The following is a 26,451-nucleotide window of genomic DNA, read 5'->3' on the forward strand; positions in this document are numbered from 1 at the left end:
TTACTCTCCCCAGATGTCGCGGATTTGCGAATGGAATGCCTGTGCCACCTGCGGCGGATTATCGGCGCCTGCCAGCGCGCGCCCGGCAATGAAGGCTTTGACGTTGATCTGCTTAAACAGCGACAGGTCAGCGGGGGTGATACCGCCAGTTATAGAAAGCTGCAAACCGATATCGGACAGCGCCTTCATTTTGCTGAGATCCGCCTCACCCCACTGCTGGCCGCTGGCCTGTGCGTCGCGCCCGCGGTGGTAAATCGCCTGCTTCACCCCGATGCGATGCCACGCGCGCGCGTCGTCCAGCGTCCAGTTGCCAAACAGCTCCATCTGGATCTCGCCGCCGCCGCGCAGTGCGACCTCGTGGCCACGTTCAACGGTGGCCAGCGGGGCGGCACAGATGATGGTCATCCAGTTTGCGCCTGCGCCAAACGCCTGCTCAGCCAGCGTTTCTCCGGCATCGGCGACTTTCCAGTCCGCCACGATAATTTTATCCGGACACTGCGCACGCAGGGCGCGAACGGCGTTTAGCCCTTCGGTCAGGCACAGAATGGTGCCAGCTTCGACGATGTCGACGTGCTCGGAAAGCGTCGCGACATCGCGCTGCGCGGCCTGAAGCGAGGTGTGGTCGAGCGCCAGCTGCAATAATGGTCGGCTCATAGGTCGTACTCCTTAACACGGGCGTGATAGCCCTGTAATGCTGAAATCAGTAGCTGGTAACGGTGATATTTGCGCTGGTAGGCGGCATGGGCACGCATGTCAGGTTCAATCATCCGGATGTCATGCCTGAGGGCGCGCTGAGCGGCGTAAAAATCGGGATAAAGGCCTGTACCGACGAGCGCGGCCAGCGCCGCACCGGAACAGCCGGTCTCTTCCACCTGCGGGAGTTCAATCGCCAGGCCGCTGACGTCGGCGAGCATCTGCATCCACACGTCCGAATGGGTTGGGCCGCCCGTCACGCGCAGGGCCTGCACGTGGGGAAAGCGTTCGAGCATACGGTTGAGGTGGGTCATGTGGCTGAATACCACCCCTTCATAAACCGCCTGGAGGAGGTGCGCGCGGGTATGCAGCGCCTGCAAGCCATAGAAGCCGCTGGTCATCTCCAGCCCGGCGTTGCTGCCGTAGAGGAAAGGCAGGAAGAACACATCGCTTTCAGCTTTTGGCAGGCTGGCCACGGCGTGGTTAATCTCATCGAATGACATATCGCCCCATTGGGCCGTCAGCCATTCCAGGTTGCCGGACGACGTGGGGCTGGCTTCATGAACGATGAACTGCTGCGGATGGACGTAGCGGCCATAGACGTAGGGGAACGGCTCGTTGTCGCGGATGCCGTGGGCAATCCCACTGGTCACGGCCCAGGTCCCCATTACGGCATTCAGCGTATGTTCGTCATGCAGCCCGGCGCAGATCGCGGTGGAAACCACATCAAACAGTCCACCAACGACGGGAGTACCCGCCGTGAGACCGGTCAGTGCGGCTGCCTGAGCGGTGATTTCCCCGCAAATTTCTGCTGAACCGATAATGGACGGCAGGGCACCGTCAATGTCGCTGATGCCGAGCCAGCGCGTGAGCTGCGGATCGTACTGCCCGGTATTCATGTTGTAGAGATTGGATTCCGAGATGTTGCTCTCTTCGCAGCCTTTGACCCCGGTCAGACACCAGCGCAGGTAATCGTGCGCCATCATCACGCTGCCAATTTGCTGATACCGCTGCGGCTCGTTCTCTTTAACCCAGCGCAGGAGCGAGGCCGGATGCCCCGTCCACAGCGTCTGGCGAGTATGCGGATAGAGCTTTTCGGGTATACCGTCCTGCTGCCAGCGTTGCACGATCTCCAGCGCACGGCGATCGGAGGAGAGTATGGCGTTACCCAAGGGGCGATTCTGTTTATCGAGCAAAAACAGCCCCTTCCCCTGGGCTGAAATGCCAACGCCTTTGATCTGACCGCCGTCAGCGCCTGAATTTTTGAGCAGCAGGGCGACCGTTATGTGGCAGTGCTGCCAGAGCTGGTGCATATCCCGCTCGGCGTAGCCGGCGCGTGGGCTGAGCGTGGCCACTGAGCGGCGTTCAATACAGACTTCTTTGCCCTGACTGTTGTATAAACCGGCTTTCAGATAAGTACCGCCACAATCGATACCCAGCCAGAAGGGCTCTTTTTCACTCATCTTCTTCTCGCTTAATTGCCGGGTGCTTCGCTTACCCGGCCTACGGTTCGGTTTTCTCCCTCTCCCCGTGGGAGAGGGCTAGGGTGAGGGCATCAGGCCGCACGTTTATGTGGAGTCACCGTGGGATTAGGCTCTGCTCCGGCATCGCATTTCGCCGGTAACAGCAGGGCCAGCAGCGATGCCAGCGCCAGCGAAACCGCCAGGCAGTAAACGCCTGCGTCTTTGCTGTACAGGGTGATCAGTACGCCTACCGCATAAGGACCGCAGAACCCGCCGAGGTTGCCCAGGGCATTGATCACGCCGCGAGCGCCACCCGCCATCTCAGCGCTGAACAGACGCGCCGGGATAGTCCAGAACACGCCCGCTGCGGATTGCAGGAAGAAGCCACAGCCCACCAGCGCGGCATAGGCCAGCCAGGTGTGCTCTTTCAGCGCCACGGAGAGGAACATGCAGAGCGCAAAGCCAATCAATGGCAGGGAGACAAACAGCTTGCGCTTGCCGGTGCGGTCAGAGAGTGAAGAGAACAGGAACATACCGGCAATGGCGCCGATGTAAGGCAGAATAGCGAGCATTCCCACCTGGCCGATGCTGGTGTGCGTCAGTTCTTTCAGAATGGTGGGCAGCCAGAGGGTGTAACCGTATATGCCAGTCTGGTAGAAGAAGTTGAGGGCGATCAGCTGCCACATGGTTTTGTCAGACAGCACCGCGCTGAGCGAGGCGTTTTTCACCTCTTTACCCGCAATGGCCTGCTGCTCTGCCGCCAGCGTTTGTACCAGGTAGTTTTTCTCGGCCTCAGAGATCCAGCGCGCTTCCTGAGGCCGGTCGTAGACGGTGAACGCCCACAGCACCAGCACAACAACGGACATCAGACCTTCAATAATGAACAGCCAGCGCCAGTCGAGAGCGGTAATAATCCAGCCCGACAGCGGGGCGGTGATGATCCCGGCGATGGGCACGAACATGATCACAATCGCGTTGGCGCGGCCGCGCTCGGCATCCGGGAACCAGTTACTGATCATCGTGAGCACAACGGGCAGCATCCCGCCTTCCGCCACACCGAGTAAGAAGCGCAGCACCAGCAGCTGATACTGGTTGGTCACAAGCCCGGTCAGAACCGAGATCACCGCCCAGGCAACCAGCGACCAGCCGATAAACTTCTTACCGCTGCCGTGCACGGCAATTTTGCCGCCGGGAACTTGCAGGAACAAATAGCCGATAAAAAAGATCCCCCCCGCCAGGCCCGCCATCGTGGCGGAAATGCCCAGCTCTTCATCCATACCGCCGGGCATCGCAAAAGCTATATTTACGCGGTCCATATAGGAAATAATGCAGGCGATAAGAATAGGGGGAATGATCCTTAGCCAGCGTTGACGCGGAATGTCCGCGTGTAGAGCATTAGAAGAAATATTCATAGTTAATATCTCAGTGAAGGTAACCGGAAAATGTATTCTTTATTTTTATTGTGATGCTTTATTCATAGCGCTAATGCCGTCGCGCAAAATAGCGATGCGATGGCTGACGTCAGCATTAGCATTTATTTCTAGTAATTTAATACCGGAGAATTTCAATGTTGCGGCGCTCGCCGCAGTAAACAGCGTTTTTACATGTTCAGTGGACATGAGACTGTCGGCGCAGAACGAAGAAAACGGCGCGTGCAGATCCTGCCATTCTCCATACTCACCGTGAGGGGTCGTGCCCGAAAACATCAGCGCCCCCAGTTTCCCGGCAGCGAGTGCCGCCTGAACATGTTCCAGCGGAAGGGCGGTGTTGCGACCTTCAATAGCCGAACGTGCCCAGTTGATACAGACGCTGATATCGGTCTCTTTCACTACCTCCAGCACCTGCTCTAAGGGCAAGAACCCTTTACGCGGCGCCGGGCCATTCATCGCATCACAGTGTTCCAGCACCAGATCGCAGCCCCAGTCCCAGCTCGCGATTTCCCGTACCGAGCGGGAGAATGCTTCTGTCGCTTGCTCGACAGATTCATTACCCGCCTGCGGTGCGGCCTGCATTTCCAGAGCGACCACTTTCCCGGGAAAGCGGGTGTTAACGGCATCAATCTTTTGATGCAGATGGCGGTAATATTCAATGCACGCTTTACGCTGTTCTTCGTCCGCGGACGCCAGGCCAAACGCGCCGTTGCTGCCGCGGCGGCGCATGGTTTCCATAACGGCTGTGACAACGATCTGCCAGTTGCCCGGCGTATGACGAAACAGCCATTCATCACCAAACGGATGGAGATTTTCAAGGCAAGGTTGTTCCAGCCCGCGAATATTTGGCGTGTCGGAAAGTTCCCGCCAGAAGGTGTATTCTTCCTGCTCCCCTTTCTGGTGAAACGAGGGTGCGCAGGGATACGCACCAATAATAAAACCGGTGTTGGTCATTTCGCATTCCTGTATTTATCAGAAAATTAATCTAATTCACTGATGGCCACTTTCACCACAATTTTACGAATTGCGGATCCCTTGTTTTTAATACAGGCAGGACGGTGAACATCCTGCGGGAAAAATATGGCGTAACTGCCAGGTATCATTTCGATAAACGACTCGTGTTCACTGTCGTGATAAAAAATAATATCCCGTTGCTCCAGCAATGATTCGCTGATTTTGTTATTCCCGGTATCAATAGCAATACCGATTTTTTCTTCACCCCAGGCCAGAAACTGGATATCCAGATAGCGGCGATGGACTTCAGGGCGGTTCTCGTGCTGCTCCTTTGTGGTGAGGTCGAGAACCTGGGCAAAAATGTTGCGGCCTTCAATTTCGATCACGCCCGGCGCCAGGGTGGTGAAATCCGTGGTACGCAGAAAATTAAGCGCCTTTTCTATCGCCAGCGGCAGGCGACATGGATTTGGCTGTGCAATATGTCCGAATATCATGACCCACTCCTTACAGAGACTGGATTTTCGCCCACACGCTGTCGTCGATGGTGATGCCGTCCCGGCGGTTTTCTTCCAGCAGGCGAGTAAATTCATGGCCAGGCAGACGGACGGCGACATTTTCATCAGCGCGTTCTGCGGTGGTGATGAAGTCCATGATGCGCTGTAGTTTGGCATCGCGGGTTGGACCGTCGATCAGGCGATCCACTTCGACGGCGATAAAGATCTGCGATACGCCGTATTCGTCGCTATTGTCCTGGGTCACTTCCGCAACGGACGCGCCGTCAGAGAGCAGGGTGGCGATCATGTCGAGCACAATCGACAAGCCGGAACCTTTCCAGTAGCCCATGGGCAGAATGCGACGGTTTTTCTCAATCACGCCCGGCTCTCTGGTCAGATTGCCTTCATCGTCAAAGCCGCCGTCGACCGGTAATTCGCGTCCGGCCAGGCGATTCACCTCCAGCATGCCGTAGGAGAACATCGACATCGACATATCGACCATGGTGATTGGATTCGACGGAATGGCAACGATTAGCGGGTTTGTGCCGATGCAGCATTCTTTTGATCCCCACGCGGGCATCACGGCAATAGAGTTGGTCCAGCAGATGCCGATATAGCCTTTCTCCGCCGCCTGCCAGCCATAGCTGCCGCCGCGCATCCAGTGGTTAGCGTTACGCAGCGCCACCAGGCCGATCCCGTGATCGGACGCCAGCTCGGTAGCACGGTCCATCATCTTCTTCGCCGTCAGGTTGCCGATGGAACGCTGCGCATCCCACTGTTCGATGGCGCCTAATGTCGTTACGCGTTTCGGCTGGGCGTCAGGGATGATGTCGCCTGCGTCAAGCTGCTGAATAAATCTCGGGAAGCGGTTGACGCCGTGTGAATAAACGCCGGACTCCGTGGTGCGGGCGAACATCTCGGCGCAGGCGTCAGCGGTATCCGCTTTTACACCGCGATCGAGCAGAACCCGATTGAACGCCGCTTTCAACTCTTCGAAGGTCACTTTCATCCCTGTTCTCCTGTTTTTTTAGGGGCAAGTGCGAGTGCTTTTTTATCACTAAATTTCACTATACGAAATCTGATTTCAAATATAACGATCAAATTTTGTCAGATCAACGACATTCACGTTTTTCAAAATCGATTAAAATCAAATGGTTGTGTTTTTTCTGTTGAGATCGTGAACTAAACCACACTTTGCGCTACCATCAGGGCGCAATAAACAGGAGCTATTTGATGAGCATAAAAGAGAGCGAAATGACGCAAGAAAAAGAGAGGCCAGCAGGTAGCCAGAGCTTGTTTCGCGGCCTGATGCTGATTGAAATCCTCAGTAACTATCCGAACGGGTGTCCGCTTGCGCATTTATCAGAACTGGCGGGGCTGAATAAAAGTACCGTGCACCGGTTATTGCAGGGGTTGCAGTCGTGCGGGTACGTGACGCCAGCGCCGGCGGCAGGGAGCTATCGTTTGACCACCAAATTTATCGCCGTCGGGCAAAAGGCGCTTTCATCTCTCAATATTATTCACGTGGCGGCGCCGCACCTCGAGGCGCTGAACATTGCCACCGGCGAAACGGTCAACTTCTCCAGCCGTGAAGATGATCACGCGATCCTGATTTATAAGCTTGAGCCGACAACCGGTATGCTGCGCACGCGCGCATATATCGGCCAGCATATGCCGCTCTATTGTTCTGCAATGGGCAAAATCTATATGGCGTTTGGTCATCAGGATTACGTGGCGAGCTACTGGGAAAGCCACCAGGAACAGATCCAACCTTTGACCCGCAACACCATCACCGAACTGAGCGCGATGTATGATGAGCTGGCGGAAATTCGCGATCACAGTATGGCGATGGATAAAGAAGAGAACGAGCTGGGTGTGTCATGTATCGCCGTGCCGGTCTTTGATATTCACGGGCGCGTACCCTATGCCATCTCCATTTCGCTGTCGACGTCGCGCATGAAGCAGGTGGGTGAGAAAAACTTGCTAAAACCGCTGCGTGACACGGCGGAAGCTATCTCGAAAGAACTGGGGTTTAACGTGCGCGAGGCGTAACTGATGAACCAATTTATCCTGGCGGATCCTGAAAAATGTATCGGGTGCCGTACCTGTGAGGGAGCGTGCATGATGTCGCATCAAAGCAGCGCCACGCCAGTAGCGTTTACGTCACGGATCCGCGTGGTTAAGGGGGAAACCTTCACCACGGCAGTGGGCTGCCACCAGTGTGAAGATGCGCCCTGCGCGAATGTCTGCCCGACGGGGGCCATTCACCGCGCTGCGGGAGCCTGGCTCGTTAAGCAATCGCGCTGTATCGGCTGCAAAAGCTGTATGGTGGCGTGCCCGTTCGGGGCAATGCAGGTTCGGGTCGTGGAAGATCGCGTTCAGGCGCTGAAATGTGATTTGTGCGCGCATCGCGAGGGCGGTCCCGCCTGCGTCGAAGCCTGTCCCACCCACGCGCTGCGCTGCATAGACCCCGCCAGCTTACGCGCGGAACGGCTGCGTAATATGGCCTGAGGTTTTATTAACCGGCCTCGCGCCAGGCGTTCTCAATCTCTTCGGCGAGAATTTTCACACCCGCTTCGATTTTTTCCGGGTCCGGGACGTAGTTCATACGCATGCACTGGTGCGTGTGCGGCCACGGCTTATCCAGCCCCGGGAAGAAGTAATCCCCTGGCACCATCAGTACGCCACGTTTTTTCAGACGCTGATAAAGCAGCTCTGTCGTAATGGGCAGATCCTTAAACCACAGCCACAGGAAAATTGCCCCTTCCGGTTTATGGATCAGGCAGCGTTCTTCCGGTAAGTAGCGGCGAAGGATGGCTATAGTTTCCTGAACACGCTGAGAGTAAAACGGCTTAATCACCTCATTCGACAGGCGCAGCAGGTCGTTACGCCTGATCATCTCGCACATCATCGCCGGACCGATGCCGCCAGGCGAAAGGCTGATAATGCCGTTCATGTTGGTAATGGCGGTGATGATTTTCTCGTTAGCAATGATAATGCCGCAACGGCTGCCCGGCAGGCCCAGCTTGGAGAGGCTCATGCAGAGGATGATATTCGGGTTCCATAGCGGACGCGCTTCGCTGAAAATGATCCCCGGGAACGGTACGCCATAGGCGTTATCGATCACCAGCGGGATGCCGTGCTGATTCGCCAGCGCATCCAGCTTCATCAGCTCGTCGTCGGTGATCACGTTGCCCGTCGGGTTGGTGGGACGTGATACGCAGATCATGCCCGTCTCTTCACCGATATGCAGATGTTCAAAATCGACGTGATATTTGAACTGGCCCTCTGGCAGCAACTCGATATTCGGACGTGCGGAAACAAACAGGTCTTCTTCGAGGCCGGCATCGGCATAGCCAATATATTCCGGTGCCAGCGGGAACAGCACTTTTTTCGTGGTGCCATCGGCGCGGCGTCCGGCGAACAGATTGAATAAGTAGAAAAACGCGCTCTGACTGCCGTTTGTCAGTGCAATATTCTGTGGTTCGATATCCCAACCCAGCGCTTCCCGCAGCATTGCCGCCAGAAGCGTCAGTAGTTCTGTTTTACCCTGAGGGCCGTCGTAATTACATAGCGCATCGGTTGCTTTACCGTTTTCCAGCATCTCTGCCAGCAGCGTCTGGAAGTAGGTGTTCATCTCCGGAATTTGAGCCGGGTTTCCGCCGCCAAGCATGATAGCGCCTGGGGTGCGCAGCCCGTCGTTGAGGTCCTCCATCAGGCGGGTAATGCCTGAATGGCGGGTAAATTTGTCGCCGAAAAGTGAAAACGTCATAGCAGGTGATCTGTCGGGCTTAATATGAAAGGCAGTAACCATAACGCCAGCACCGTGTTGGTGCAAATCGGCGAATGTGGTCGGATTTGTTGTTTTATGTGGCGGGTTTGTATTTGTGTGGTGAATTGTTCTGGTGAATACCCCTCACCCCGGCCCTCTCCCCTTTGGGGAGAGGGTTAGGGTGGGGGGTCTATTGATTACCCGCCCAAACCACCATCACCTTATCGCCCTTGTGCTCGCGCACAAAGCCGTAGCCTTCTTTCATTGACAGCGTTGTTTGCTTGCCTTCACCCACCGCCGGATGACGGGCGCGGAACTGCCCCAGAAGCTGCCAGTGGGCGACAGTTAACGCCTGTTTACCCGTGACGTCCTGCCAGTTCATATCCGAACGGGTCCCCTGTAGCGGATCGGAGCCCGTAGGGCCGAATGGACGCTCTGATTCATCGCCGTAATAGATCTGTACGCTTCCCGGCGCCAGCAGCAGTAACTCAGCGGCGCGCTGGCCCCCTTCACGGAACAGACGCGTATCATGGGAGGAGAGATAGCTCAGCACATTAAAACTTTGCAGCTTTTCTGCCATTTGCTGCCAGGTCAAATCCATATCGGCCAGGCAGTCCACCGCTTTTGCCGCCTGCTCCTGATAGTCAAAATTGATCATCGCATCGAAGCCGTGGCGGTAATAATCGCTCTGCATCACGCCGTGGCCCCAGGATTCACCGGTCATCCAGAACGGCGCATCGTCGAGTTTTTTGTCCGGGTTGGCGGCTTTCCACGCGGCCAGCGCCTGGCTGGCCTGGTTTTTCAGTTGCTGCCAGGCTTCAGGCTCAACGTGCTTAGCGGTATCGACCCGGAAACCGTCGATGCCGTAGTCACGTACCCACTGGCTAAGCCAGTGGGTCAGGTAATCTCGCGGCGTGAAATTCGTCATCACTTTCGCGTTGGTGTCGAGCTTGTGTTGATAAAAGTTCGGCAAACCTGACGGGATCTTAGATTCCGTTTTCAGATCCGGCAGGAAGGCCAGCGACATGGTCAGATCGTCAAAGCCCGGGTTGTCATAATCACCGATATCGGTACGGATCCATTTTTTACCCCACCATTTTTCCCATGCGGCTTTGTCACTGAAGTTGATGTAATCGTTGAAGCTGTGCCAGCTTTGACCCGCGCCTGGCTTCCAGTCAGTCCAGCGCTCGCCGAGGGTTTTTTTCAGCTCATCGCCCTGTAAATAGAGCGCGCCAAACTGATACTCCTGCATATCTGCAAGCGTCGCATAACCCGCGTGGTTCATGACAATGTCAAACAGGACGCGGATACCGCGCCGGTGCGCGTCGTCGACAAGCTGGCGTAAATCATCTTCGCTGCCCATGTTGGCGTCGAGCTTCGTCCAGTCCTGAGTGTAATAGCCGTGATAGGCGTAGTGAGGGAAATCCCCCTTGATGCCGCCGCCCACCCAGCCGTGGATCTGTTCCAGCGGCGAGCTTATCCAGAGCGCATTCACGCCCAGTTGCTGAAGGTAATCCAGTTTGCTGGTAAGCCCTTTCAGATCGCCGCCGTGGAAAGTACCTATCTCCTGCATACCATCTTTATGGCGGCCATAGCTGTTGTCGTTGGTGGGGTCGCCATTTACGAAGCGATCGGTCAGCACGAAATAGACGGTGGCGTTTTGCCAGCTGAACGGCGCGGGTTTGTCCGTCTCGGCGCGCTCAAGCAGCAGCAGGCCATTGCTGTTGGCGGCTGGCTGAAGAGTTACTTTGCCGTTTTGAACGGTCGCGGTCTGTTTGCTGTAAAAATCACGCACCACCGTGCCTTCCGGAAAGGTGTTAACGACATCGACCGTGAGCGGTTTGCCGTCCCACTTCGGGCACTGGCGGGTAACGTTTGCGACAGGCTGTGGCGCCGCACTTTGTACTGTCAACATCAGCGTCGGCGTTCCCGAGCGCGTATCAATACGCATCTGATAAACGCCGTCACGGAATAACCGCCACTGCGGTGGGGCGCCTTCGCAGGGTTTGAGTGACAGCATCTCGTTGAGTTTAATGGCACCTGTCGGCTGCCAGCACGCGTTATCAAGACTCACCGTCAGCGGGCGGGTACCCTTCGCAAGCGTTGCCTGGCTGGTAAAGACGCCGGTACCTTCAGCGCTAAACGCGTTAAATCCCGGCGATGACCAGTCGGCATGCGCGAATGCGGGTAACATCAGAACAGCTAATGCAGTGCGTTTCATTCCATTTTCCTGTCGCGGCATTTTTGACCAGTGTGCCATTCGGCTCAGGGGAAAAACTCCTCCTCTACGGCTTTCTGCAAGGAGGACGCGAAGGGATGAGTGATCCCGCGCAAAATTAGGCAGTTATCTGCGATATCGCGCACATTTTTCCAGCGTTGATGCTTTAATGAGCATGTTCAGGATGACATAGTTTCGGAATTGGACTATTTATAGACGTGCTCTTGAAGACTATTTTTGGTACGATTTGAGATTCCGCTCTCAAATTTTTGAAGAAAATAAGGTGTTGGAATGTTTATATCCGACCAGGAGACCTAATGATATCGACTCCCATTCGACGATATGGGGCCGCGATACTCATGTTACTCACCATGGCATTTTCAGGTGAGGTGCTTGCAAAGACGCACACGGATACAACGAGTAAGAAAGCCCACGTAATAAAGACGACAAGCAGTAAGGTTAGCAGTAAACAAGAGTATTCTCGCAATAGTGCAAAGAGTAGTTCACTTCCTGATTTGCGAAAATACCCTTCCGGGACACCAAGGAAAAAAGCGTTTCTCCGGACGGTAATGCCTTACATTAAAAGCCAAAATGCCGCGATTACTGCGGATCGTAACTGGCTGATCTCCAAACAGTACGACAGCCGCTGGTCGCCGTCTGAGCGCACTCGCCTGAAAGATATCGCCAAACGCTATAAAGTGAAGTGGAGCGGGAACACGCGTCGCGTGCCTTGGAACTCACTGTTAGAACGTGTGGACATCATTCCAGGCAGTATGGTCGCGACAATGGCCGCCGCCGAAAGCGGTTGGGGCACCTCGAAGCTGGCGCGCAACAACAACAATCTGTTTGGCATGAAATGCGTAAAAGGTCGTTGTACTAACGCGCCCGGCAAGGTGAAGGGCTATTCACAGTTTGAATCGGTGAAAGATTCCGTGAATGCCTACGTGGTGAACCTGAACACCCACCCGGCCTATTCCTCGTTCCGTAAGTCACGCGCTCAGCTGCGTAAGGCGGATCAGGAAGTGACGGCCACGGCGATGATCCATAAGCTGAAAGGTTATTCCACTCAGGGACAGCGTTATAACAATTACCTGTTCTCCATGTACCAGGATAACCAGCGTCTGATTGCCGCACATATGTAATGAAAAACGCCTTCCACTGGAAGGCGTTCTTTTTTCTAGAGCAGGACTTCACTGTACCGTTCCCGGTACTCCTTCGGCGTGGTGTCATACTCTTTCCTGAACACCGAATAGAAATACTGAAGCGACGGATAGCCACACATCTGTGAAATCTCGTTGATCGACAGCGAGGTGGAGATCAGCAGACTGCGCGCTTTCTCCAGCTTTTCCGCATGGATCACGGCGTGGATCGTCTCACCCACTTCCTCTTTAAACCGCTTCTCCAGATTCGAACGTGATATGCCGACCGAATCGAGCACCTGATCGACCTTAATCCCTTTGCAGGCATGATTGCGAATGTAGTGCATCGCCTGAATCACGGCCGGATCGTTTAATGAGCGGTAGTCAGTTGAGCGACGTTCGACCACGCGAACGGGAGGAACCAGCAGACGCTGGAGCGGCAGGGATTCGTTGTCTAACAGTCTGTGCAGCAGCTTTGCGGCCTGATAGCCCATCTGACGGGTACCCTGAGCCACGGATGAGAGCGCCACGCGCGACAGATAGCGCGTAAGCTCTTCGTTATCAATACCAATCACGCACAGCTTTTCAGGCACCGGAATATGCAGATGTTCGCACACCTGTAATACGTGGCGGGCGCGGGCGTCCGTCACGGCGATAATCCCTGTCTGGGGCGGCAGCGTTTGCAGCCAGTCAGCCAGACGATTTTGTGCGTGCTGCCAGTTTTCTGGCGCGGTTTCCAGCCCCTGATAAACGACGCCGCGATACTTCTCCTGGGCAACCAGCTGGCAGAAGGCATACTCACGCTCCATCGCCCAGCGCTTTCCGCTCGTGGCGGGCAATCCGTAAAACGCAAAACGATGGACGCCTTTCTCCTTTAAATGGAGGAAGGCAGTCTCGACCAGAGCATGGTTATCCGTGGCGATGTAGTGAACGGGAGGATAATGTTCCGGTGTATGATAAGAGCCGCCAACGCCCACGATAGGCACGTCAACGCCACTCAGCAACTGTTCAATCACGGGGTCGTCAAAGTCAGCGATGACCCCGTCGCCCAGCCAGTCTTTGATGTTCTCCAGACGGGTACGGAAATCTTCTTCGATGAAAATATCCCATTCGGATTGCGACGCCTGCAAATATTCGCCAACCCCTTCAACCACCTGCCGGTCATAGGCTTTGTTGGCATTGAATAACAACGTAATGCGGTGACGCTTTTCAAACATGGCTTATTTCCCAAATTAGTCACGATACTGTTATCAGGCGCGCCGCTTGGTGGCAGAGTCCATCCAGACTGCCAGCAAAAGAATGGCACCCTTGACGATATACTGCCAAAACGTCGGCACGTCCATCATACTCATCCCGTTATCCAGCGAAGCCATAATAAATGCGCCCATCACCGCCCCCGCCACGCTGCCAATGCCCCCGGCGAGGCTGGTCCCGCCAATCACGCAGGCGGCGATGGCGTCCAGCTCGGCAATATTACCGGCAGAGGGGGAGCCCGCCCCCAAACGTGAGCTGAGGATCAGCCCCGCGATGGCCACCATCAGGCCGTTGATGGCAAAGACGGCGAGTTTGGTGCGTTCTACGTTAATGCCGGACAAACGCGCGGCTTCGAGATTGCCACCGATGGCATAAATACGGCGACCGAATGCGGTACGCGTGGCCATAAACATCCCACCTAACAGCAACAGCGCCAGCAGCAGAACGGGCGTTGGGACGCCGCGATAATCGTTTAACAGCCAGATGGCGCCCAGTACAATCACCGCAGTAAGCGCCTGACGGCCGACAACCGAGGTTGAAGCAGGCGAGGCCAGCCCCAGCGCCTGGCGACGCATGCGTCCTCGCCATTGCCACGCGACAAACGCCATCAGCCCAACCACGCCGATCGTAAAACCGACGCCATCAGAGAGGTAGCTTTGGCCAATCTGGGACATCGAGGCGCTGGTCGGGGAGACGGTAGTGCCGTTGGTGATCCCAATCAGAATGCCGCGGAAGGCCAGCATCCCCGCTAAGGTGACGATAAACGACGGGACCTTACGGTAGGCCACCCACCAGCCATTCCACGCCCCCAGCAGCAGACCCAGTACCAGCGTGACCGCAATCGTCAGCGGCAGCGGCCAGCCGAGCCAGACGTCAAAAATTGCCGCCACGCCGCCGAGCAGACCCATCATCGACCCTACTGACAGGTCAATTTCCGCTGAGATAATCACAAAGACCATCCCCACCGCCAGGATCCCGGTGATGGCGGTCTGACGCAGCAGGTTAGAAACGTTACGTGCGCTCAAATAGGAGCCATCGGTCATCCAGGTAAAGAACAACATGATCACGATAATGGCGGCAATCATTACAAAAACTTGCAGATTCAGCGATTTAAGTCCTGCGAACGCACCGGGCGTCGGAACAGCGACTTTGATATCAGACGGGTTGCTTTTCGACATGGCGTTCGCTCCTTAAGGCAGCTTCCATCACCTGCTCTTGCGTCAGGTTCTGGTTGTTCAGGTTGGCTTTGAGTTTCCCTTCATGCATGACCAGCACGCGGTCGCTCAGCCCCAGCACTTCAGGCAATTCGGACGAGATAACAATGACGGCAATCCCTTGCTGCACAAGCTGGTTGATCAGCTTGTAAATTTCATACTTCGCGCCGATATCGATCCCGCGCGTGGGTTCGTCCAGAATTAAAATGCGCGGATTAAGCAACAGGCAGCGCGCCAGAATCGCTTTCTGCTGGTTGCCGCCGCTCAGGCGACCTATCGCCAGTTCCGGCGAGGAGGTTTTCACCTTGAGCCTGGCAAGTGACTGAAGAATACACTGCTGTTCTGCGGCATCATCCAGGCTGCTCAGCGCGCCGGAAAACTGGCTGAGCGCCGCCAGCGTGATATTTTTTCCCACCGCCATGACCGGCACGATGCCGTCTTTTTTGCGGTCTTCGGGCACCATAGCAATGCCTTTGGCAATGGCCTGCTGGCAGTTGTCGATTTTTACCGGCTGACCGTCGATATAAATTTTGCCTTCCCAGCGCCCCGGCCAGACGCCAAACAGACACTGCACGGCCTCGGTTCTTCCGGCACCCACTAAACCCGCAATACCGAGAATTTCGCCGCGGTGCAGCGAGAAGGAGAGGTTATCCACGCGCTTGATGTGGCGGTTAACGGGATGCCACGCCGTCAGGTTTTCCACGCGCAGGAGTTCTTCGCCTATGGTGTGTGGTTCGTTGGGATACAGTGCGGTGAGTTCGCGACCCACCATCATGGTGATGATGTCATCTTCGCTCATGCCTTCTGCTTCACGCGTGCCAATGTGCTGCCCGTCGCGGATGACGCAGATGGTGTCGGAAATAGCTTTCACCTCATTGAGCTTGTGCGAAATATAGATGCAGGCGATACCGTGGTTTTGCAGGTCGCGGATGATATTGAGCAGAACGGCGGTTTCCTGTTCGGTGAGTGAGGCGGTTGGCTCGTCGAGGATCAGCAGGCGTACCTGCTTGTTCAGCGCCTTGGCGATCTCCACCAGCTGCTGCTGGCCCAAACCTAAGTCGCCCACGCGCGTATCCGGTGAGATAGCCAGGCTCACCTGGGCCAGCAGTTTTTCGCAGCGCAGCGTCATGGTGTCGTAATCCAGTACGCCGTGGCGTGAGAGTTCGGCGCCGAGAAAAATATTTTCCAGCACGGTAAGGTGCTTCACCAGCGCCAGCTCCTGGTGAATAATAGCGATGCCTTTACGTTCGGTATCGCGAATGTGCGTGGCCTGGAGCACCTCGCCGGCAAAGACGATTTCGCCCTCGTAGCTGCCGTGCGGATAGATCCCGCACAACACTTTCATCAGCGTGGATTTTCCCGAGCCATTTTCGCCGCACAGCGACATCACTTCGCCGGGATTCAGCCGCAGGCTTACGTTATCGACTGCTTTCACCGCCCCGAAGGCTTTGGTGATGCTTTTCATTTCAAGTAAATAAGACATAACTGCTCCGCATGGCCCGACAGATGTACAGGGCAGGTCGATGCGCCCCTGCCGGGCAGGGGCTGCGCTGGATTACAGTTCACTCTTCTTATGGAAACCGTCTTTCACCACGGTGGCGTCAATATTCTCTTTGTTGACTTCGATAGGGGTAAGCAGGCGAGCAGGTACGTCTTTCAGGCCGTTATTTAACGTCGCGTCTGCTTTAGGTTGCTGGCCATTGCCCAGCTCAACGGCAATTTCGGCGGCCGTATTGGCAAGCTCGGTAATGGGCTTATACACCGTCATGGTCTGGGTACCCGCGATGATGCGTTTTACACCCGCAAGGTCGGCGTCCTGTCCGGAAATAGCGACTTTCCCGGCCAGACCCTGCGCGCTCAGCGCCTGAATGGCGCCACCCGCAGTGGCATCGTTAGAGGCCACCACCGCATCGATTTTGTTGTTATTTGCAGTCAACGCGTTTTCCATAATTTTCAGCGCGTTTTCCGGTAACCAGCCGTCAGCCCACTGGTCGCCGACGACTTTAATTTTGCCCTCGTCGATATACGGCTTCAGCACTTTCATTTGTCCCTGGCGGAACAGTTTGGCGTTGTTATCCACGGGCGAGCCGCCCATCAGGAAATAATTCCCCTGAGGCACTTTTGCGACCAGGCTTTTAGCCTGTAATTCGCCCACCTTTTCATTGTCGAACGAAATATAATAATCAATGTCGGCATTATTAATCATGCGGTCATAAGCCAGGACTTTTATGCCTTCCTGTTTCGCTTCTTTCACCACGTTGCTTAATACCTGGCCGTTATACGGGATAATGACCAGCACATCGACGCCACGGTTGATCATATTCTCGATTTGCGACATTTGCGTCTCTTCGTTGCCGTTAGCGGACTGAACGAACACCTCCGCGCCGAGAGATTCCGCTTTTTTAACAAAGATATCGCGATCTTTTTGCCAGCGCTCCAGGCGTAAGTCATCAATCGCCATGCCGATTTTGACCTCTTTGGCGTGGCCGGCAAAGCTTGCAAGCAGGAGAGTAGTGCAGAGCGTTAGGGTCAGGTTCTTTATCTTCATAATTATTAGGCCTTTTTGTAGGGGTATGTGTAGCTGAGATAAAAGAAACATTCACTGCTGAGACGCAGCAAATTTTTAACGTGGAAAGGCCTGCTGGCAATTACAGATTTTTATCTTCTCATTACGATATTTGGTTTATTTCTGAATTTATGACCGCGATCGGATTTTAAAAAGCGTAACCTATTAATTACATTTGATTCTGGAATGTGCGCCGAAAAATAGTTTGTCTGCACATTATTTTGCGAGCCAGCGCACAATTGCGCATTCTCTCAATAGCAGTGTGAAATAACGTAATTGAGCAACCTCCAATGTCTATTCACTATTACTCCAGAAGCAAGACCACGCCGCATACCCTGATTATGGAGCTCAATATGCAAGCTTATTTCGACCAACTCGATCGCGTTCGTTTCGAAGGCACGAAAACGACCAATCCTTTAGCATTTCGTCACTACAACCCGGATGAGCTGGTGCTGGGTAAGCGCATGGAAGATCACTTGCGCTTTGCCGCCTGCTACTGGCACACCTTCTGCTGGAACGGTGCCGATATGTTCGGCGTGGGCTCTTTTGACCGTCCATGGCAACAGCCGGGCGAGGCCATTGAGCTGGCGAAGCGTAAAGCCGACGTCGCGTTCGAGTTCTTCCATAAGCTGAACGTGCCGTACTACTGTTTCCACGATGTGGACGTGTCGCCGGAAGGGGCATCGCTGAAAGAGTATCTGAACAACTTCGCGCAGATGGTCGACGTACTGGCTGAAAAACAGCAGCAAAGTGGCGTCAAGCTGCTCTGGGGTACGGCTAACTGCTTTACCAACCCTCGCTATGGCGCGGGCGCGGCAACCAACCCGGATCCGGAAGTCTTCAGCTGGGCGGCAACCCAGGTCGTGACTGCGATGAACGCCACGCATCAGCTGGGCGGTGAGAACTATGTACTCTGGGGCGGTCGTGAAGGATATGAAACGCTGCTGAATACCGACCTGCGTCAGGAGCGTGAGCAGATTGGTCGCTTTATGCAGATGGTGGTGGACCACAAACACAAAATCGGTTTCCGCGGCACGCTGCTGATTGAGCCAAAACCACAGGAGCCAACCAAGCATCAGTATGATTATGATGTCGCCACCGTGTATGGCTTCCTGAAGCAGTTTGGTCTGGAAAAAGAGATCAAAGTGAATATTGAGGCTAACCACGCTACCCTGGCGGGCCACTCGTTCCATCACGAAATTGCCTCTGCGATTGCGCTGGGCATCTTCGGCTCTGTCGATGCTAACCGTGGCGATCCACAGCTGGGCTGGGATACCGACCAGTTCCCGAACAGCGTGGAAGAGAATGCGCTGGTGATGTACGAGATCATCAAAGCGGGCGGTTTCACCACCGGCGGCCTGAACTTCGACGCCAAAGTGCGTCGCCAGAGCACCGACAAATACGATCTGTTCTACGGGCATATTGGCGCGATGGACACCATGGCGCTGGCGCTGAAAGTGGCGGCCCGTATGATTGAAGACGGTGAGCTGGATAAGCGCGTGGCGAAGCGCTACAGCGGCTGGAACAGTGAGCTGGGCCAGCAAATTTTGAAAGGTCAGTTATCGCTTGCGGAGATCGCGAAGTACGCTGAACAGCATCAGCTTGCGCCGCAGCATCAGAGCGGCCATCAGGAGCTGCTGGAAAACCTGGTCAATCACTACCTGTTCGATAAATAACAGCATTCATGCCCGGTAAGCGCTGCGCCACCGGGCATTTCTGTCAAAGGAGTCACCACATGTATATCGGGATCGATCTTGGCACGTCGGGGGTGAAAGCCATCCTGTTAAGCGAGCAGGGCGATGTGTTAGCCACGCAGACTGAAAAGTTGCAGGTTTCACGCCCGCATCCGCTTTGGTCGGAACAAGATCCGGAGCAGTGGTGGCAGGCGACGGACCGCGCGATGACAGCCTTAGGCGAGCAGCACAGCCTGCGCGACGTTAAAGCGCTGGGCATCGCCGGACAAATGCATGGCGCAACGTTGCTGGATAGCCAGCATCGCGTTCTGCGCCCGGCTATTCTCTGGAACGATGGCCGCTGTGCGGAAGAGTGCGCGATCCTTGAGGAACGTGTGCCTGCGTCCCGCGAGATTACGGGCAACCTGATGATGCCCGGTTTTACCGCGCCAAAACTCCTGTGGGTGCAGCGCCATGAGCCTGATATTTTTCGCCAGGTGGCGAAGGTTCTGTTGCCGAAAGACTACCTGCGTTTTCGCATGACGGGGGATTTTGCCAGCGACATGTCTGACGCCGCGGGCACGATGTGGCTCGACGTGGCGAAACGGGACTGGAGCGAGGCGATGCTGGATGCCTGCCAGCTGACGCGCGATCATATGCCTGCGCTGTTTGAAGGCAGCGAAATCACGGGCGCTTTGCAGCCTTCTGTTGCTGAACGTTGGAATATGCCAGCCGTACCTGTCGTCGCCGGCGGCGGCGATAATGCGGCGGGGGCGGTCGGCGTGGGGATGGTCGAGGCAGGACAGGCCATGCTCTCGCTCGGCACTTCCGGCGTCTATTTTGCCGTCAGTGACGGGTATCGTAGCAATCCTGGAAGCGCCGTACACAGCTTCTGCCACGCGTTGCCGGGTAAATGGCATTTAATGTCGGTGATGCTGAGCGCGGCTTCCTGCCTCGACTGGGCGGCAAAACTAACCGGAATGGCGGACGTCCCGGCGCTTATCGCAGCGGCACAGCAGGCGGATGATAATGCCGGTGCGGTCTGGTTTTTACCGTACCTTTCCGGCGAGCGGACGCCTCATAACAACCCGGAAGCGAAAGGGGTGTTCTTCGGTCTTACCCATCAGCACGGCCCGGCAGAGCTGGCGCGCGCGGTGCTTGAAGGCGTTGGCTATGCTCTGGCGGACGGAATGGATGTCGTGCATGACTGTGGACTGACGCCATCCAGCATTACGTTAATTGGCGGCGGTGCGCGAAGCAGCTACTGGCGGCAAATGCTTTCCGATATCAGCGGGTTGCAGCTGGACTATCGTACGGGAGGCGATGTCGGCCCGGCGCTCGGTGCGGCACGGCTGGCGCAAATTGCGCTGAACCCGGATAAACCACTGCACCAGCTTTTGCCCCAGCTGTCGCTTGAACAGCAGCATCGTCCTGATGCGAAAAATCATGCTCGCTATGCTGAAAGACGAGACGTGTTCCGCAAAATTTATCGGCAGCTTTTGCCGCTAATGTCATAAACAGGAGCCGGGTGGCGCTAACGCTTACCCGGCCTGCCAGCCTTCAACCGGGTTAGCTCACAAACCGGCGCGTATCGATTCTTTGCAGCAACATTGACAGCAGCAGGCTGACAACCAGCGTAACGGTAAATATCCAGACAATATCCAGCACCGGCCAGCTTTTAAGCTCAACGCCGCGGGTGCGCAGGGCGTGGATCACCAGCGCGTGAAAACCGTAAATGCCCAGCGAGTGGCGAGAGATAAACCCCAGCACCGGAAGCGGGCGGGCATTCAGGGTGTTTTTAACCAGCGTCAGCAGAGAGATTGCGCAGATAAAGACCATCGGGCCGCAGTACAGATACCAGGTATCGGCAAAGTTGCCGCGCCATTGCAGCTCATGCAGCGTCCCGCGAGAGATAATAAACACACCGACGAGAAACGCGGCCGCGCATAGCCAGTTTATTCCTCGCTTTTGCGTCTCCATCATGCCAATGGCGCGCCCCAGCATGCCGTACAGCACGTAATAAAACGTATCCCCGGTGATATAGAGGTTAACGGGCAGCCATTCAAAGCCATCAATTTTCTGTGAGACGGTATTCGGGTTGGCCACGATCCCGATGACCACCATCAGCGCCAGCAGCATTTTACCGTTGACGTTTTTTACCTGAATTAACGGTGAAACAAGATAAATAACGATTATCGCGAAGAAAAACCATAGATGATAGAACACTGGTTTTTGCAACAAGTTGAGCAGGGAACGTTCAGCGTTAATTGAAGTGAACAGGACGATATAGAGCAGCGAAATCGCGCTGTAAAACAGCAGACAGGAGACAATACGGATGAAATGTCTCGGCTGTGCGCTACGCTCGCCAAAAAAGAGAAAACCGGAAATCATAAAGAACAGCGGGACGCTCACGCGGGAGGCCGAGTTCAGAACATTGGCGACATCCCAGTTAACAGGGCTGATACTGTGCGCGTTCGTGACATACCAGGTCGTTGTGTGGATCATCACCACCATCAGACAGGCTATTCCCCGCAGGTTATCAATCCAGTTAATTTTTGACTGCATCAGTTCCTCTGTATTCCTGATAAAGAAAGTGTGACTGCGATTGCGTAAAACTTTTCCCTTGGAAAATTCTGAGTTTAGCCAGGCTAACTTGTAGGGAGCTGGCGAGATTCGCAGAATGACGGACTTTAATCTATAAACGTGTTGCTACTAAAAATAACAGCCACTGACCAGGGCGGTAATAAAAATGATGATGAAGCGTGGGGTGTCACTCTTTCTGCTGCTCTTATTAACAGGATGCAGTGCTTCTGAGGAGATACCTGTCCAAAAAGCGCAGCAGGGGAAAATGAGCCCGGAGCGTTCCCTGAATATGGAACAGCTGTGCAGGGATCAGGCGGCTCACCGCTATAATTCTGAAGCACAGAAAATTCATATAAACGGCTTCGAGCGCTTTCAGGGCAGCTATGAACTGAAAGGCTATACGGCGCGTAAAGAGGGCTTTGTCTGTTCTTTTGATGCAGACGGCCAGTTTTTACATCTCTCAATGCGTTAAATTGCTCGTATAAGCAGCAACCAGAGCCTTCGCAGGTTCTGGCTGTAGGGCTTATTCCCCAATTTTCCCTAAACAACCCCGTTTCGTACTGTATATCTTGCAGCCAGCGGGTATACTGATCCCTTCCATTTAAAACCACACGTATCCAGCACGAAATACTATGCAAAAGTTTGATACCAAGACCTTCCAGGGCCTGATCCTGACCTTACAGGATTACTGGGCTCGTCAGGGCTGCACCATTGTTCAACCTTTGGACATGGAAGTTGGCGCAGGCACCTCACACCCGATGACCAGCCTGCGCGCGTTAGGGCCAGAGCCAATGGCGACCGCCTATGTGCAGCCATCCCGTCGTCCGACCGATGGCCGTTATGGCGAAAACCCGAACCGTTTGCAGCACTACTATCAGTTCCAGGTGGTGATTAAGCCATCACCCGACAACATTCAGGAACTGTACCTCGGGTCACTGAAAGAGCTGGGTATGGATCCAACCATTCACGACATTCGTTTCGTGGAAGATAACTGGGAAAACCCAACGCTGGGTGCCTGGGGTCTGGGTTGGGAAGTGTGGCTGAACGGCATGGAAGTGACCCAGTTCACATACTTCCAGCAGGTTGGTGGTCTGGAATGTAAACCGATTACCGGCGAAATCACCTATGGTCTGGAACGTCTGGCCATGTACATTCAGGGCGTAGACAGCGTTTACGACCTGGTCTGGAGCGACGGCCCGCTGGGTAAAACCACCTACGGCGACGTGTTCCATCAGAACGAAGTGGAGCAATCCACCTATAACTTCGATTACGCGGACGTGGACTTCCTGTTCACCTGCTTCGAGCAGTACGAGAAAGAAGCCCAGCAGCTGCTGGCGCTTGAGACTCCGCTGCCGCTGCCTGCCTACGAGCGTATTCTGAAGGCTGCCCACAGCTTCAACCTGCTGGATGCCCGCAAAGCGATCTCCGTGACTGAACGTCAGCGCTACATTCTGCGTATTCGTACCCTGACCAAAGCCGTTGCAGAAGCTTACTACGCGTCCCGTGAAGCCCTTGGCTTCCCGATGTGCAACCGAAACAAATAAGAGGCGGCCATGTCTGAGAAAACTTTCCTGGTGGAAATCGGCACTGAAGAGCTGCCACCAAAAGCCCTGCGCAGCCTGGCTGAATCTTTTGCTGCGAACGTCACTGCTGAGCTGGATAACGCTGGCCTGGCGCACGGTAAAATTGAGTGGTTTGCTGCGCCGCGTCGTCTGGCGCTGAAAGTGGCAAACCTGGCGGCGTCCCAGCCGGATCGCGAAGTTGAAAAACGTGGCCCGGCCATTGCTCAGGCGTTCGACGCGGAAGGCAAGCCGAGCAAAGCGGCAGAAGGCTGGGCGCGCGGCTGCGGCATCACCGTTGATCAGGCCGAGCGTCTGACCACCGACAAAGGTGAATGGCTGCTGTATCGTGCCCATGTGAAAGGCGAAAGCGCCGAAGCGCTGCTGCCTGACATGATCGCGACCTCGCTGGCAAAATTGCCAATCCCTAAGCTGATGCGCTGGGGCGCGTCCGACGTTCACTTTGTGCGTCCGGTTCACACCGTGACCCTGCTGCTGGGCGATACCGTTATCCCGGCGACCATTCTGGGCGTGGCGTCCGATCGCGTGATCCGCGGCCATCGCTTTATGGGCGAGCCGGAGTTCACCATCGACAATGCCGACCAGTATCCACAGATCCTGCTGGAACGCGGTAAAGTGATTGCCGACTACGAACAGCGTAAAGCCAAAATTAAAGCGGACGCAGAAGAAGCGGCGCGCAAGATTGGCGGAAACGCTGACCTGAGCGACAGCCTGCTGGAAGAGGTGACCTCGCTGGTCGAATGGCCGGTTGTACTGACCGCGAAATTCGAAGAGAAATTCCTGGCCGTTCCGGCAGAAGCGCTGGTTTACACCATGAAGGGTGACCAGAAGTACTTCCCGGTTTACGCCAACGACGGCAAGCTGCTGCCAAACTTCATCTTCGTGGCGAACATCGAATCGAAAGATCCGAGCCAGATTATCTCCGGTAACGAGAAAGTGGTGCGTCCGCGTCTGGCGGATGCCGAGTTCTTCTTCAACACAGACCGTAAAAAACGTCTGGAAGATAACCTGCCGCGTCTGCAAACTGTACTGTTCCAGCAGCAGCTGGGTACGCTGCGCGACAAAACCGACCGTATCGCGGAGCTGTCCGGCTGGATTGCCCGTGAAATTGGCGCCGACGTTAACCACGCTACCCGTGCGGGCCTGCTCTCCAAGTGCGACCTGATGACCAACATGGTGTTCGAATTTACCGACACCCAGGGCGTGATGGGTATGCACTACGCGCGTCACGATGGCGAAGCGGAAGACGTGGCGGTAGCCCTGAACGAGCAGTATCAGCCGCGCTTTGCCGGTGACGATCTGCCGTCCAATCCGGTTGCCTGCGCCGTGGCGATTGCCGATAAGATGGACACCCTGGCGGGTATCTTCGGTATCGGCCAGCATCCAAAAGGCGACAAAGACCCGTTTGCGCTGCGTCGTGCTGCGCTGGGCGTGCTGCGAATCATCGTTGAGAAGAACCTGAACCTCGATCTGCAAACGCTAACCGAAGAAGCGGTACGTCTGTACGGCGATAAGCTGACCAACGCGAAGGTTGTGGATGATGTTATCGACTTTATGCTCGGTCGTTTCCGCGCGTGGTATCAGGACGAAGGTTACTCCGTTGATACCATTCAGGCGGTGCTGGCGCGTCGTCCGACCCGTCCGGCAGATTTCGATGCGCGTATGAAAGCGGTATCCCACTTCCGTACGCTGGAAGCGGCGTCTGCGCTGGCCGCGGCTAACAAGCGCGTATCCAACATCCTCGCGAAATCCGACGAGACGCTGAACGATCGCGTAAACGCTGCAACCCTGAAAGAGCCGGAAGAGATTTCTCTGGCGATGCAGGTTGTGGTGCTGCGCGACAAGCTGGAGCCGTATTTCGCGGAAGGTCGCTACCAGGAAGCGCTGGTGGAGCTGGCGGAGCTGCGTGACGTCATCGACGCCTTCTTCGAGAAGGTGATGGTGAACGTGGAAGATAAAGAGCTGCGGATTAACCGTCTCTCGATGCTTGAGAAACTGCGTGAGCTGTTCCTGCGCGTGGCGGATATTTCGCTGCTGCAATAACGTAAAAAACCCGCCCCTGACAGGCGGGAAGAACGGCAACTAAACTGTCTCTCTTCGCCAATGGCGCCATAACTGCGTTGGCTGCGCTCGTTCACCCGAATCACTTACTAATGTAAGCTCATCGGGATTCGCTCGCTTGCCGCCTTGTTCTGACGTCATTGGCTTTGAGATACTTTTCCTTATTTACACTCTCTCAATTAATTTACACCCTCTCAAACACTGTCGCGATCCCCTGACCCAACCCGATACACATCGTTGCCAGACCAAACTGGGCATCTTTGCGTTCCATCAGGTTAATCAGCGTGGTACTGATACGCGCCCCGGAGCAGCCCAGCGGGTGTCCGAGGGCGATCGCGCCGCCGTTGAGGTTAATCTTCTCGTCGATCTGATCCATCAGCCCCAGATCCTTAATGCACGGCAGGATCTGCGCGGCGAACGCTTCGTTCATCTCAAAGAGGTCGATATCACTTGCGCTCAGCCCCGCTTTTTTCAGCGCCAGTTTTGACGCCGGAACCGGGCCGTAGCCCATGATGGATGGATCGCAGCCCACGACTGCCATCGAACGCACGCGGGCGCGTGGCGTCAGGCCTAATTCGCGGGCGCGGCTTTCGCTCATCACCAGCATCGCGGCGGCACCATCGGACAGGGCAGACGAGGTGCCCGCCGTTACCGTACCGGTGACCGGATCAAACGCCGGACGCAGGGTGGAAAGCGCTTCAACGGTGGTTTCCGGGCGGATGACTTCGTCATAGCTGAACTGCTTCAGTACGCCGTCTGCGTCGTGACCGCCGGTCGGGATGATCTCATTCTTAAAGGCACCAGACTGCGTGGCGGCCCAGGCGCGGGCATGCGAGCGAGCGGCAAAGGCATCCTGCATCTCACGGCTGATGCCGTGCAGACGGGAGAGCATCTCGGCGGTCAGGCCCATCATACCGGCGGCTTTCGCCACGTTGCGGCTCATACCTGGATGGAAATCGACCCCGTGGCTCATCGGCACGTGGCCCATGTGCTCCACGCCGCCCACCAGACAGGCCTGCGCATCGCCGGTCATGATCATCCGCGCCGCGTCGTGCAGCGCCTGCATCGACGAACCGCAAAGACGGTTGACGGTGACGGCCGGAACCGAGTGCGGGATCTCCGCCAGCAGGGACGCGTTACGGGCAATGTTGAAGCCCTGCTCCAGCGTCTGCTGGACGCAGCCCCAGTAGATATCGTCCAGCGCAGCAGGGTCCAGCGCCGGGTTACGCGCCAGCAGGCTACGCATCAGGTGCGCGGAGAGGTCTTCCGCGCGCACGTTACGGAACGCACCGCCTTTTGAACGGCCCATCGGGGTGCGAATCGCATCAACAATGACAACCTTTTCCATTGTGACTCC

Annotated in this window: 22 protein-coding genes; 8 read left to right on the forward strand and 14 right to left on the reverse strand. The window is 55.6% G+C overall.

The features are described 5' to 3' along the window. The 6 genes from ulaD to yiaK all read right to left on the reverse strand — a co-directional run bounded on the left by ulaD (nt 1) and on the right by yiaK (nt 6,043). The gene (gene ulaD, locus SK47_RS22550) at nt 1–654 is read right to left on the reverse strand and encodes a 3-keto-L-gulonate-6-phosphate decarboxylase UlaD (RefSeq protein WP_048245195.1); all 654 of its coding nucleotides are present in this window, start codon (nt 652–654) and stop codon (nt 1–3) included. Further along, nucleotides 651–2,156 (reverse strand): FGGY-family carbohydrate kinase, encoded by a 1,506-nt coding sequence (locus SK47_RS22555; protein ID WP_045895504.1) that lies wholly within the window; start codon nt 2,154–2,156, stop codon nt 651–653. Before SK47_RS22555 ends, ulaD begins: the two co-directional genes overlap by 4 nt. Before the next feature lie 92 nt (nt 2,157–2,248). Further along, complete coding sequence (locus SK47_RS22560; protein WP_022652031.1) at nt 2,249–3,568, reverse strand: MFS transporter; 1,320 nt, start codon at nt 3,566–3,568, stop codon at nt 2,249–2,251. 45 nt (nt 3,569–3,613) lie between these two features. Beyond that, nucleotides 3,614–4,540, reverse strand: a complete 927-nt coding sequence (locus SK47_RS22565) for a DUF4862 family protein (protein WP_048245197.1) — start codon at nt 4,538–4,540, stop codon at nt 3,614–3,616. 26 nt (nt 4,541–4,566) lie between these two features. Next, nucleotides 4,567–5,034 carry a YhcH/YjgK/YiaL family protein gene (locus SK47_RS22570; protein WP_015572753.1) on the reverse strand — a complete coding sequence of 156 codons (468 nt, stop codon included), beginning with the start codon at nt 5,032–5,034 and terminating at the stop codon, nt 4,567–4,569. Between the two features lie 10 nt (nt 5,035–5,044). After that, nucleotides 5,045–6,043 carry a 3-dehydro-L-gulonate 2-dehydrogenase gene (gene yiaK, locus SK47_RS22575; RefSeq protein WP_022652028.1) on the reverse strand — a complete coding sequence of 333 codons (999 nt, stop codon included), beginning with the start codon at nt 6,041–6,043 and terminating at the stop codon, nt 5,045–5,047. 224 nt (nt 6,044–6,267) lie between these two features. On the opposite strand from yiaK, the gene yiaJ reads away from it, so the two are divergent. Next, the gene (gene yiaJ, locus SK47_RS22580; protein WP_015572751.1) at nt 6,268–7,086 is read left to right on the forward strand and encodes an IclR family transcriptional regulator YiaJ; all 819 of its coding nucleotides are present in this window, start codon (nt 6,268–6,270) and stop codon (nt 7,084–7,086) included. A gap of 3 nt (nt 7,087–7,089) precedes the next feature. Further along, nucleotides 7,090–7,545 carry a 4Fe-4S dicluster domain-containing protein gene (locus SK47_RS22585; RefSeq protein ID WP_048245199.1) on the forward strand — a complete coding sequence of 152 codons (456 nt, stop codon included), beginning with the start codon at nt 7,090–7,092 and terminating at the stop codon, nt 7,543–7,545. Between the two features lie 7 nt (nt 7,546–7,552). On the opposite strand, the gene avtA is transcribed toward SK47_RS22585, so the two are convergent. Further along, complete coding sequence (avtA, locus tag SK47_RS22590) at nt 7,553–8,806, reverse strand: valine--pyruvate transaminase (RefSeq protein WP_015572749.1); 1,254 nt, start codon at nt 8,804–8,806, stop codon at nt 7,553–7,555. Nucleotides 8,807–8,996: 190 nt separating this feature from the next. Continuing rightward, nucleotides 8,997–11,027 (reverse strand): alpha-amylase, encoded by a 2,031-nt coding sequence (locus SK47_RS22595; RefSeq protein ID WP_048245201.1) that lies wholly within the window; start codon nt 11,025–11,027, stop codon nt 8,997–8,999. 314 nt (nt 11,028–11,341) lie between these two features. Here SK47_RS22595 and SK47_RS22600 point away from each other — a divergent pair, with 314 nt between their 5' ends. Next, nucleotides 11,342–12,166 carry a protein bax gene (locus tag SK47_RS22600; protein ID WP_022652025.1) on the forward strand — a complete coding sequence of 275 codons (825 nt, stop codon included), beginning with the start codon at nt 11,342–11,344 and terminating at the stop codon, nt 12,164–12,166. Nucleotides 12,167–12,201: 35 nt separating this feature from the next. Here SK47_RS22600 and xylR read toward each other — a convergent pair whose 3' ends face one another. From xylR to xylF, 4 genes are all read right to left on the reverse strand, one after another. Then, nucleotides 12,202–13,380: a D-xylose utilization transcriptional activator XylR gene (gene xylR, locus SK47_RS22605; protein WP_003860152.1), complete on the reverse strand. Its 1,179-nt coding sequence runs from the start codon at nt 13,378–13,380 to the stop codon at nt 12,202–12,204. A 33-nt stretch (nt 13,381–13,413) separates the two neighbouring features. Beyond that, the gene (gene xylH / locus SK47_RS22610; RefSeq protein WP_003860151.1) at nt 13,414–14,595 is read right to left on the reverse strand and encodes a xylose ABC transporter permease XylH; all 1,182 of its coding nucleotides are present in this window, start codon (nt 14,593–14,595) and stop codon (nt 13,414–13,416) included. After that, nucleotides 14,573–16,114 (reverse strand): xylose ABC transporter ATP-binding protein, encoded by a 1,542-nt coding sequence (locus SK47_RS22615; protein ID WP_015572746.1) that lies wholly within the window; start codon nt 16,112–16,114, stop codon nt 14,573–14,575. Before SK47_RS22615 ends, xylH begins: the two co-directional genes overlap by 23 nt. 72 nt (nt 16,115–16,186) lie before the next feature. Beyond that, complete coding sequence (xylF, locus tag SK47_RS22620) at nt 16,187–17,179, reverse strand: D-xylose ABC transporter substrate-binding protein (RefSeq protein WP_006808602.1); 993 nt, start codon at nt 17,177–17,179, stop codon at nt 16,187–16,189. A 371-nt stretch (nt 17,180–17,550) separates the two neighbouring features. Between xylF and xylA the strand changes: the two genes are divergently transcribed. Together xylA and xylB are read left to right on the forward strand one after the other, a co-directional pair. Then, nucleotides 17,551–18,873: a xylose isomerase gene (xylA, locus tag SK47_RS22625; protein ID WP_026080557.1), complete on the forward strand. Its 1,323-nt coding sequence runs from the start codon at nt 17,551–17,553 to the stop codon at nt 18,871–18,873. Between the two features lie 59 nt (nt 18,874–18,932). Beyond that, entirely contained in the window at nt 18,933–20,387 is a 1,455-nt protein-coding gene (gene xylB, locus SK47_RS22630) for a xylulokinase (RefSeq protein ID WP_023323867.1), read from the forward strand. 52 nt (nt 20,388–20,439) lie between these two features. On the opposite strand, the gene SK47_RS22635 is transcribed toward xylB, so the two are convergent. After that, nucleotides 20,440–21,435, reverse strand: a complete 996-nt coding sequence (locus SK47_RS22635; protein WP_032608574.1) for an acyltransferase — start codon at nt 21,433–21,435, stop codon at nt 20,440–20,442. Nucleotides 21,436–21,619: 184 nt separating this feature from the next. On the opposite strand from SK47_RS22635, the gene SK47_RS22640 reads away from it, so the two are divergent. The 3 genes from SK47_RS22640 (at nt 21,620) to glyS (ending at nt 25,076) form a co-directional block, all read left to right on the forward strand. After that, nucleotides 21,620–21,925, forward strand: a complete 306-nt coding sequence (locus tag SK47_RS22640) for a YsaB family lipoprotein (protein ID WP_017693801.1) — start codon at nt 21,620–21,622, stop codon at nt 21,923–21,925. A 160-nt stretch (nt 21,926–22,085) separates the two neighbouring features. Continuing rightward, on the forward strand, nt 22,086–22,997 hold the full coding sequence (gene glyQ, locus SK47_RS22645; protein WP_048245202.1) for a glycine--tRNA ligase subunit alpha: 912 nt from the start codon (nt 22,086–22,088) through the stop codon (nt 22,995–22,997). Nucleotides 22,998–23,006: 9 nt separating this feature from the next. After that, nucleotides 23,007–25,076, forward strand: coding sequence for a glycine--tRNA ligase subunit beta (gene glyS / locus SK47_RS22650; RefSeq protein ID WP_022652021.1), 2,070 nt, complete (start codon nt 23,007–23,009; stop codon nt 25,074–25,076). A 202-nt stretch (nt 25,077–25,278) separates the two neighbouring features. Here glyS and fadA read toward each other — a convergent pair whose 3' ends face one another. Further along, nucleotides 25,279–26,442, reverse strand: a complete 1,164-nt coding sequence (gene fadA, locus SK47_RS22655; protein ID WP_000416981.1) for an acetyl-CoA C-acyltransferase FadA — start codon at nt 26,440–26,442, stop codon at nt 25,279–25,281. Nucleotides 26,443–26,451: the final 9 nt, after the last annotated feature.

The organism is Enterobacter sp. BWH52 (genome assembly GCF_001037565.1).
GTDB lineage: Bacteria > Pseudomonadota > Gammaproteobacteria > Enterobacterales > Enterobacteriaceae > Enterobacter > Enterobacter hormaechei_C.

What these genes read in the sequence shown, in the direction of transcription:
- ulaD (WP_048245195.1), bottom strand. Translation starts at nt 654, where the DNA reads ATGAGCCGACCATTATTGCAGCTGGCGCTCGACCACACCTCGCTTCAG.
- SK47_RS22555 (WP_045895504.1), bottom strand. Translation starts at nt 2,156, where the DNA reads ATGAGTGAAAAAGAGCCCTTCTGGCTGGGTATCGATTGTGGCGGTACT.
- SK47_RS22560 (WP_022652031.1), bottom strand. Translation starts at nt 3,568, where the DNA reads ATGAATATTTCTTCTAATGCTCTACACGCGGACATTCCGCGTCAACGC.
- SK47_RS22565 (WP_048245197.1), bottom strand. Translation starts at nt 4,540, where the DNA reads ATGACCAACACCGGTTTTATTATTGGTGCGTATCCCTGCGCACCCTCG.
- SK47_RS22570 (WP_015572753.1), bottom strand. Translation starts at nt 5,034, where the DNA reads ATGATATTCGGACATATTGCACAGCCAAATCCATGTCGCCTGCCGCTG.
- yiaK (WP_022652028.1), bottom strand. Translation starts at nt 6,043, where the DNA reads ATGAAAGTGACCTTCGAAGAGTTGAAAGCGGCGTTCAATCGGGTTCTG.
- yiaJ (WP_015572751.1), top strand. Translation starts at nt 6,268, where the DNA reads ATGAGCATAAAAGAGAGCGAAATGACGCAAGAAAAAGAGAGGCCAGCA.
- SK47_RS22585 (WP_048245199.1), top strand. Translation starts at nt 7,090, where the DNA reads ATGAACCAATTTATCCTGGCGGATCCTGAAAAATGTATCGGGTGCCGT.
- avtA (WP_015572749.1), bottom strand. Translation starts at nt 8,806, where the DNA reads ATGACGTTTTCACTTTTCGGCGACAAATTTACCCGCCATTCAGGCATT.
- SK47_RS22595 (WP_048245201.1), bottom strand. Translation starts at nt 11,027, where the DNA reads ATGAAACGCACTGCATTAGCTGTTCTGATGTTACCCGCATTCGCGCAT.
- SK47_RS22600 (WP_022652025.1), top strand. Translation starts at nt 11,342, where the DNA reads ATGATATCGACTCCCATTCGACGATATGGGGCCGCGATACTCATGTTA.
- xylR (WP_003860152.1), bottom strand. Translation starts at nt 13,380, where the DNA reads ATGTTTGAAAAGCGTCACCGCATTACGTTGTTATTCAATGCCAACAAA.
- xylH (WP_003860151.1), bottom strand. Translation starts at nt 14,595, where the DNA reads ATGTCGAAAAGCAACCCGTCTGATATCAAAGTCGCTGTTCCGACGCCC.
- SK47_RS22615 (WP_015572746.1), bottom strand. Translation starts at nt 16,114, where the DNA reads ATGTCTTATTTACTTGAAATGAAAAGCATCACCAAAGCCTTCGGGGCG.
- xylF (WP_006808602.1), bottom strand. Translation starts at nt 17,179, where the DNA reads ATGAAGATAAAGAACCTGACCCTAACGCTCTGCACTACTCTCCTGCTT.
- xylA (WP_026080557.1), top strand. Translation starts at nt 17,551, where the DNA reads ATGCAAGCTTATTTCGACCAACTCGATCGCGTTCGTTTCGAAGGCACG.
- xylB (WP_023323867.1), top strand. Translation starts at nt 18,933, where the DNA reads ATGTATATCGGGATCGATCTTGGCACGTCGGGGGTGAAAGCCATCCTG.
- SK47_RS22635 (WP_032608574.1), bottom strand. Translation starts at nt 21,435, where the DNA reads ATGCAGTCAAAAATTAACTGGATTGATAACCTGCGGGGAATAGCCTGT.
- SK47_RS22640 (WP_017693801.1), top strand. Translation starts at nt 21,620, where the DNA reads ATGATGATGAAGCGTGGGGTGTCACTCTTTCTGCTGCTCTTATTAACA.
- glyQ (WP_048245202.1), top strand. Translation starts at nt 22,086, where the DNA reads ATGCAAAAGTTTGATACCAAGACCTTCCAGGGCCTGATCCTGACCTTA.
- glyS (WP_022652021.1), top strand. Translation starts at nt 23,007, where the DNA reads ATGTCTGAGAAAACTTTCCTGGTGGAAATCGGCACTGAAGAGCTGCCA.
- fadA (WP_000416981.1), bottom strand. Translation starts at nt 26,442, where the DNA reads ATGGAAAAGGTTGTCATTGTTGATGCGATTCGCACCCCGATGGGCCGT.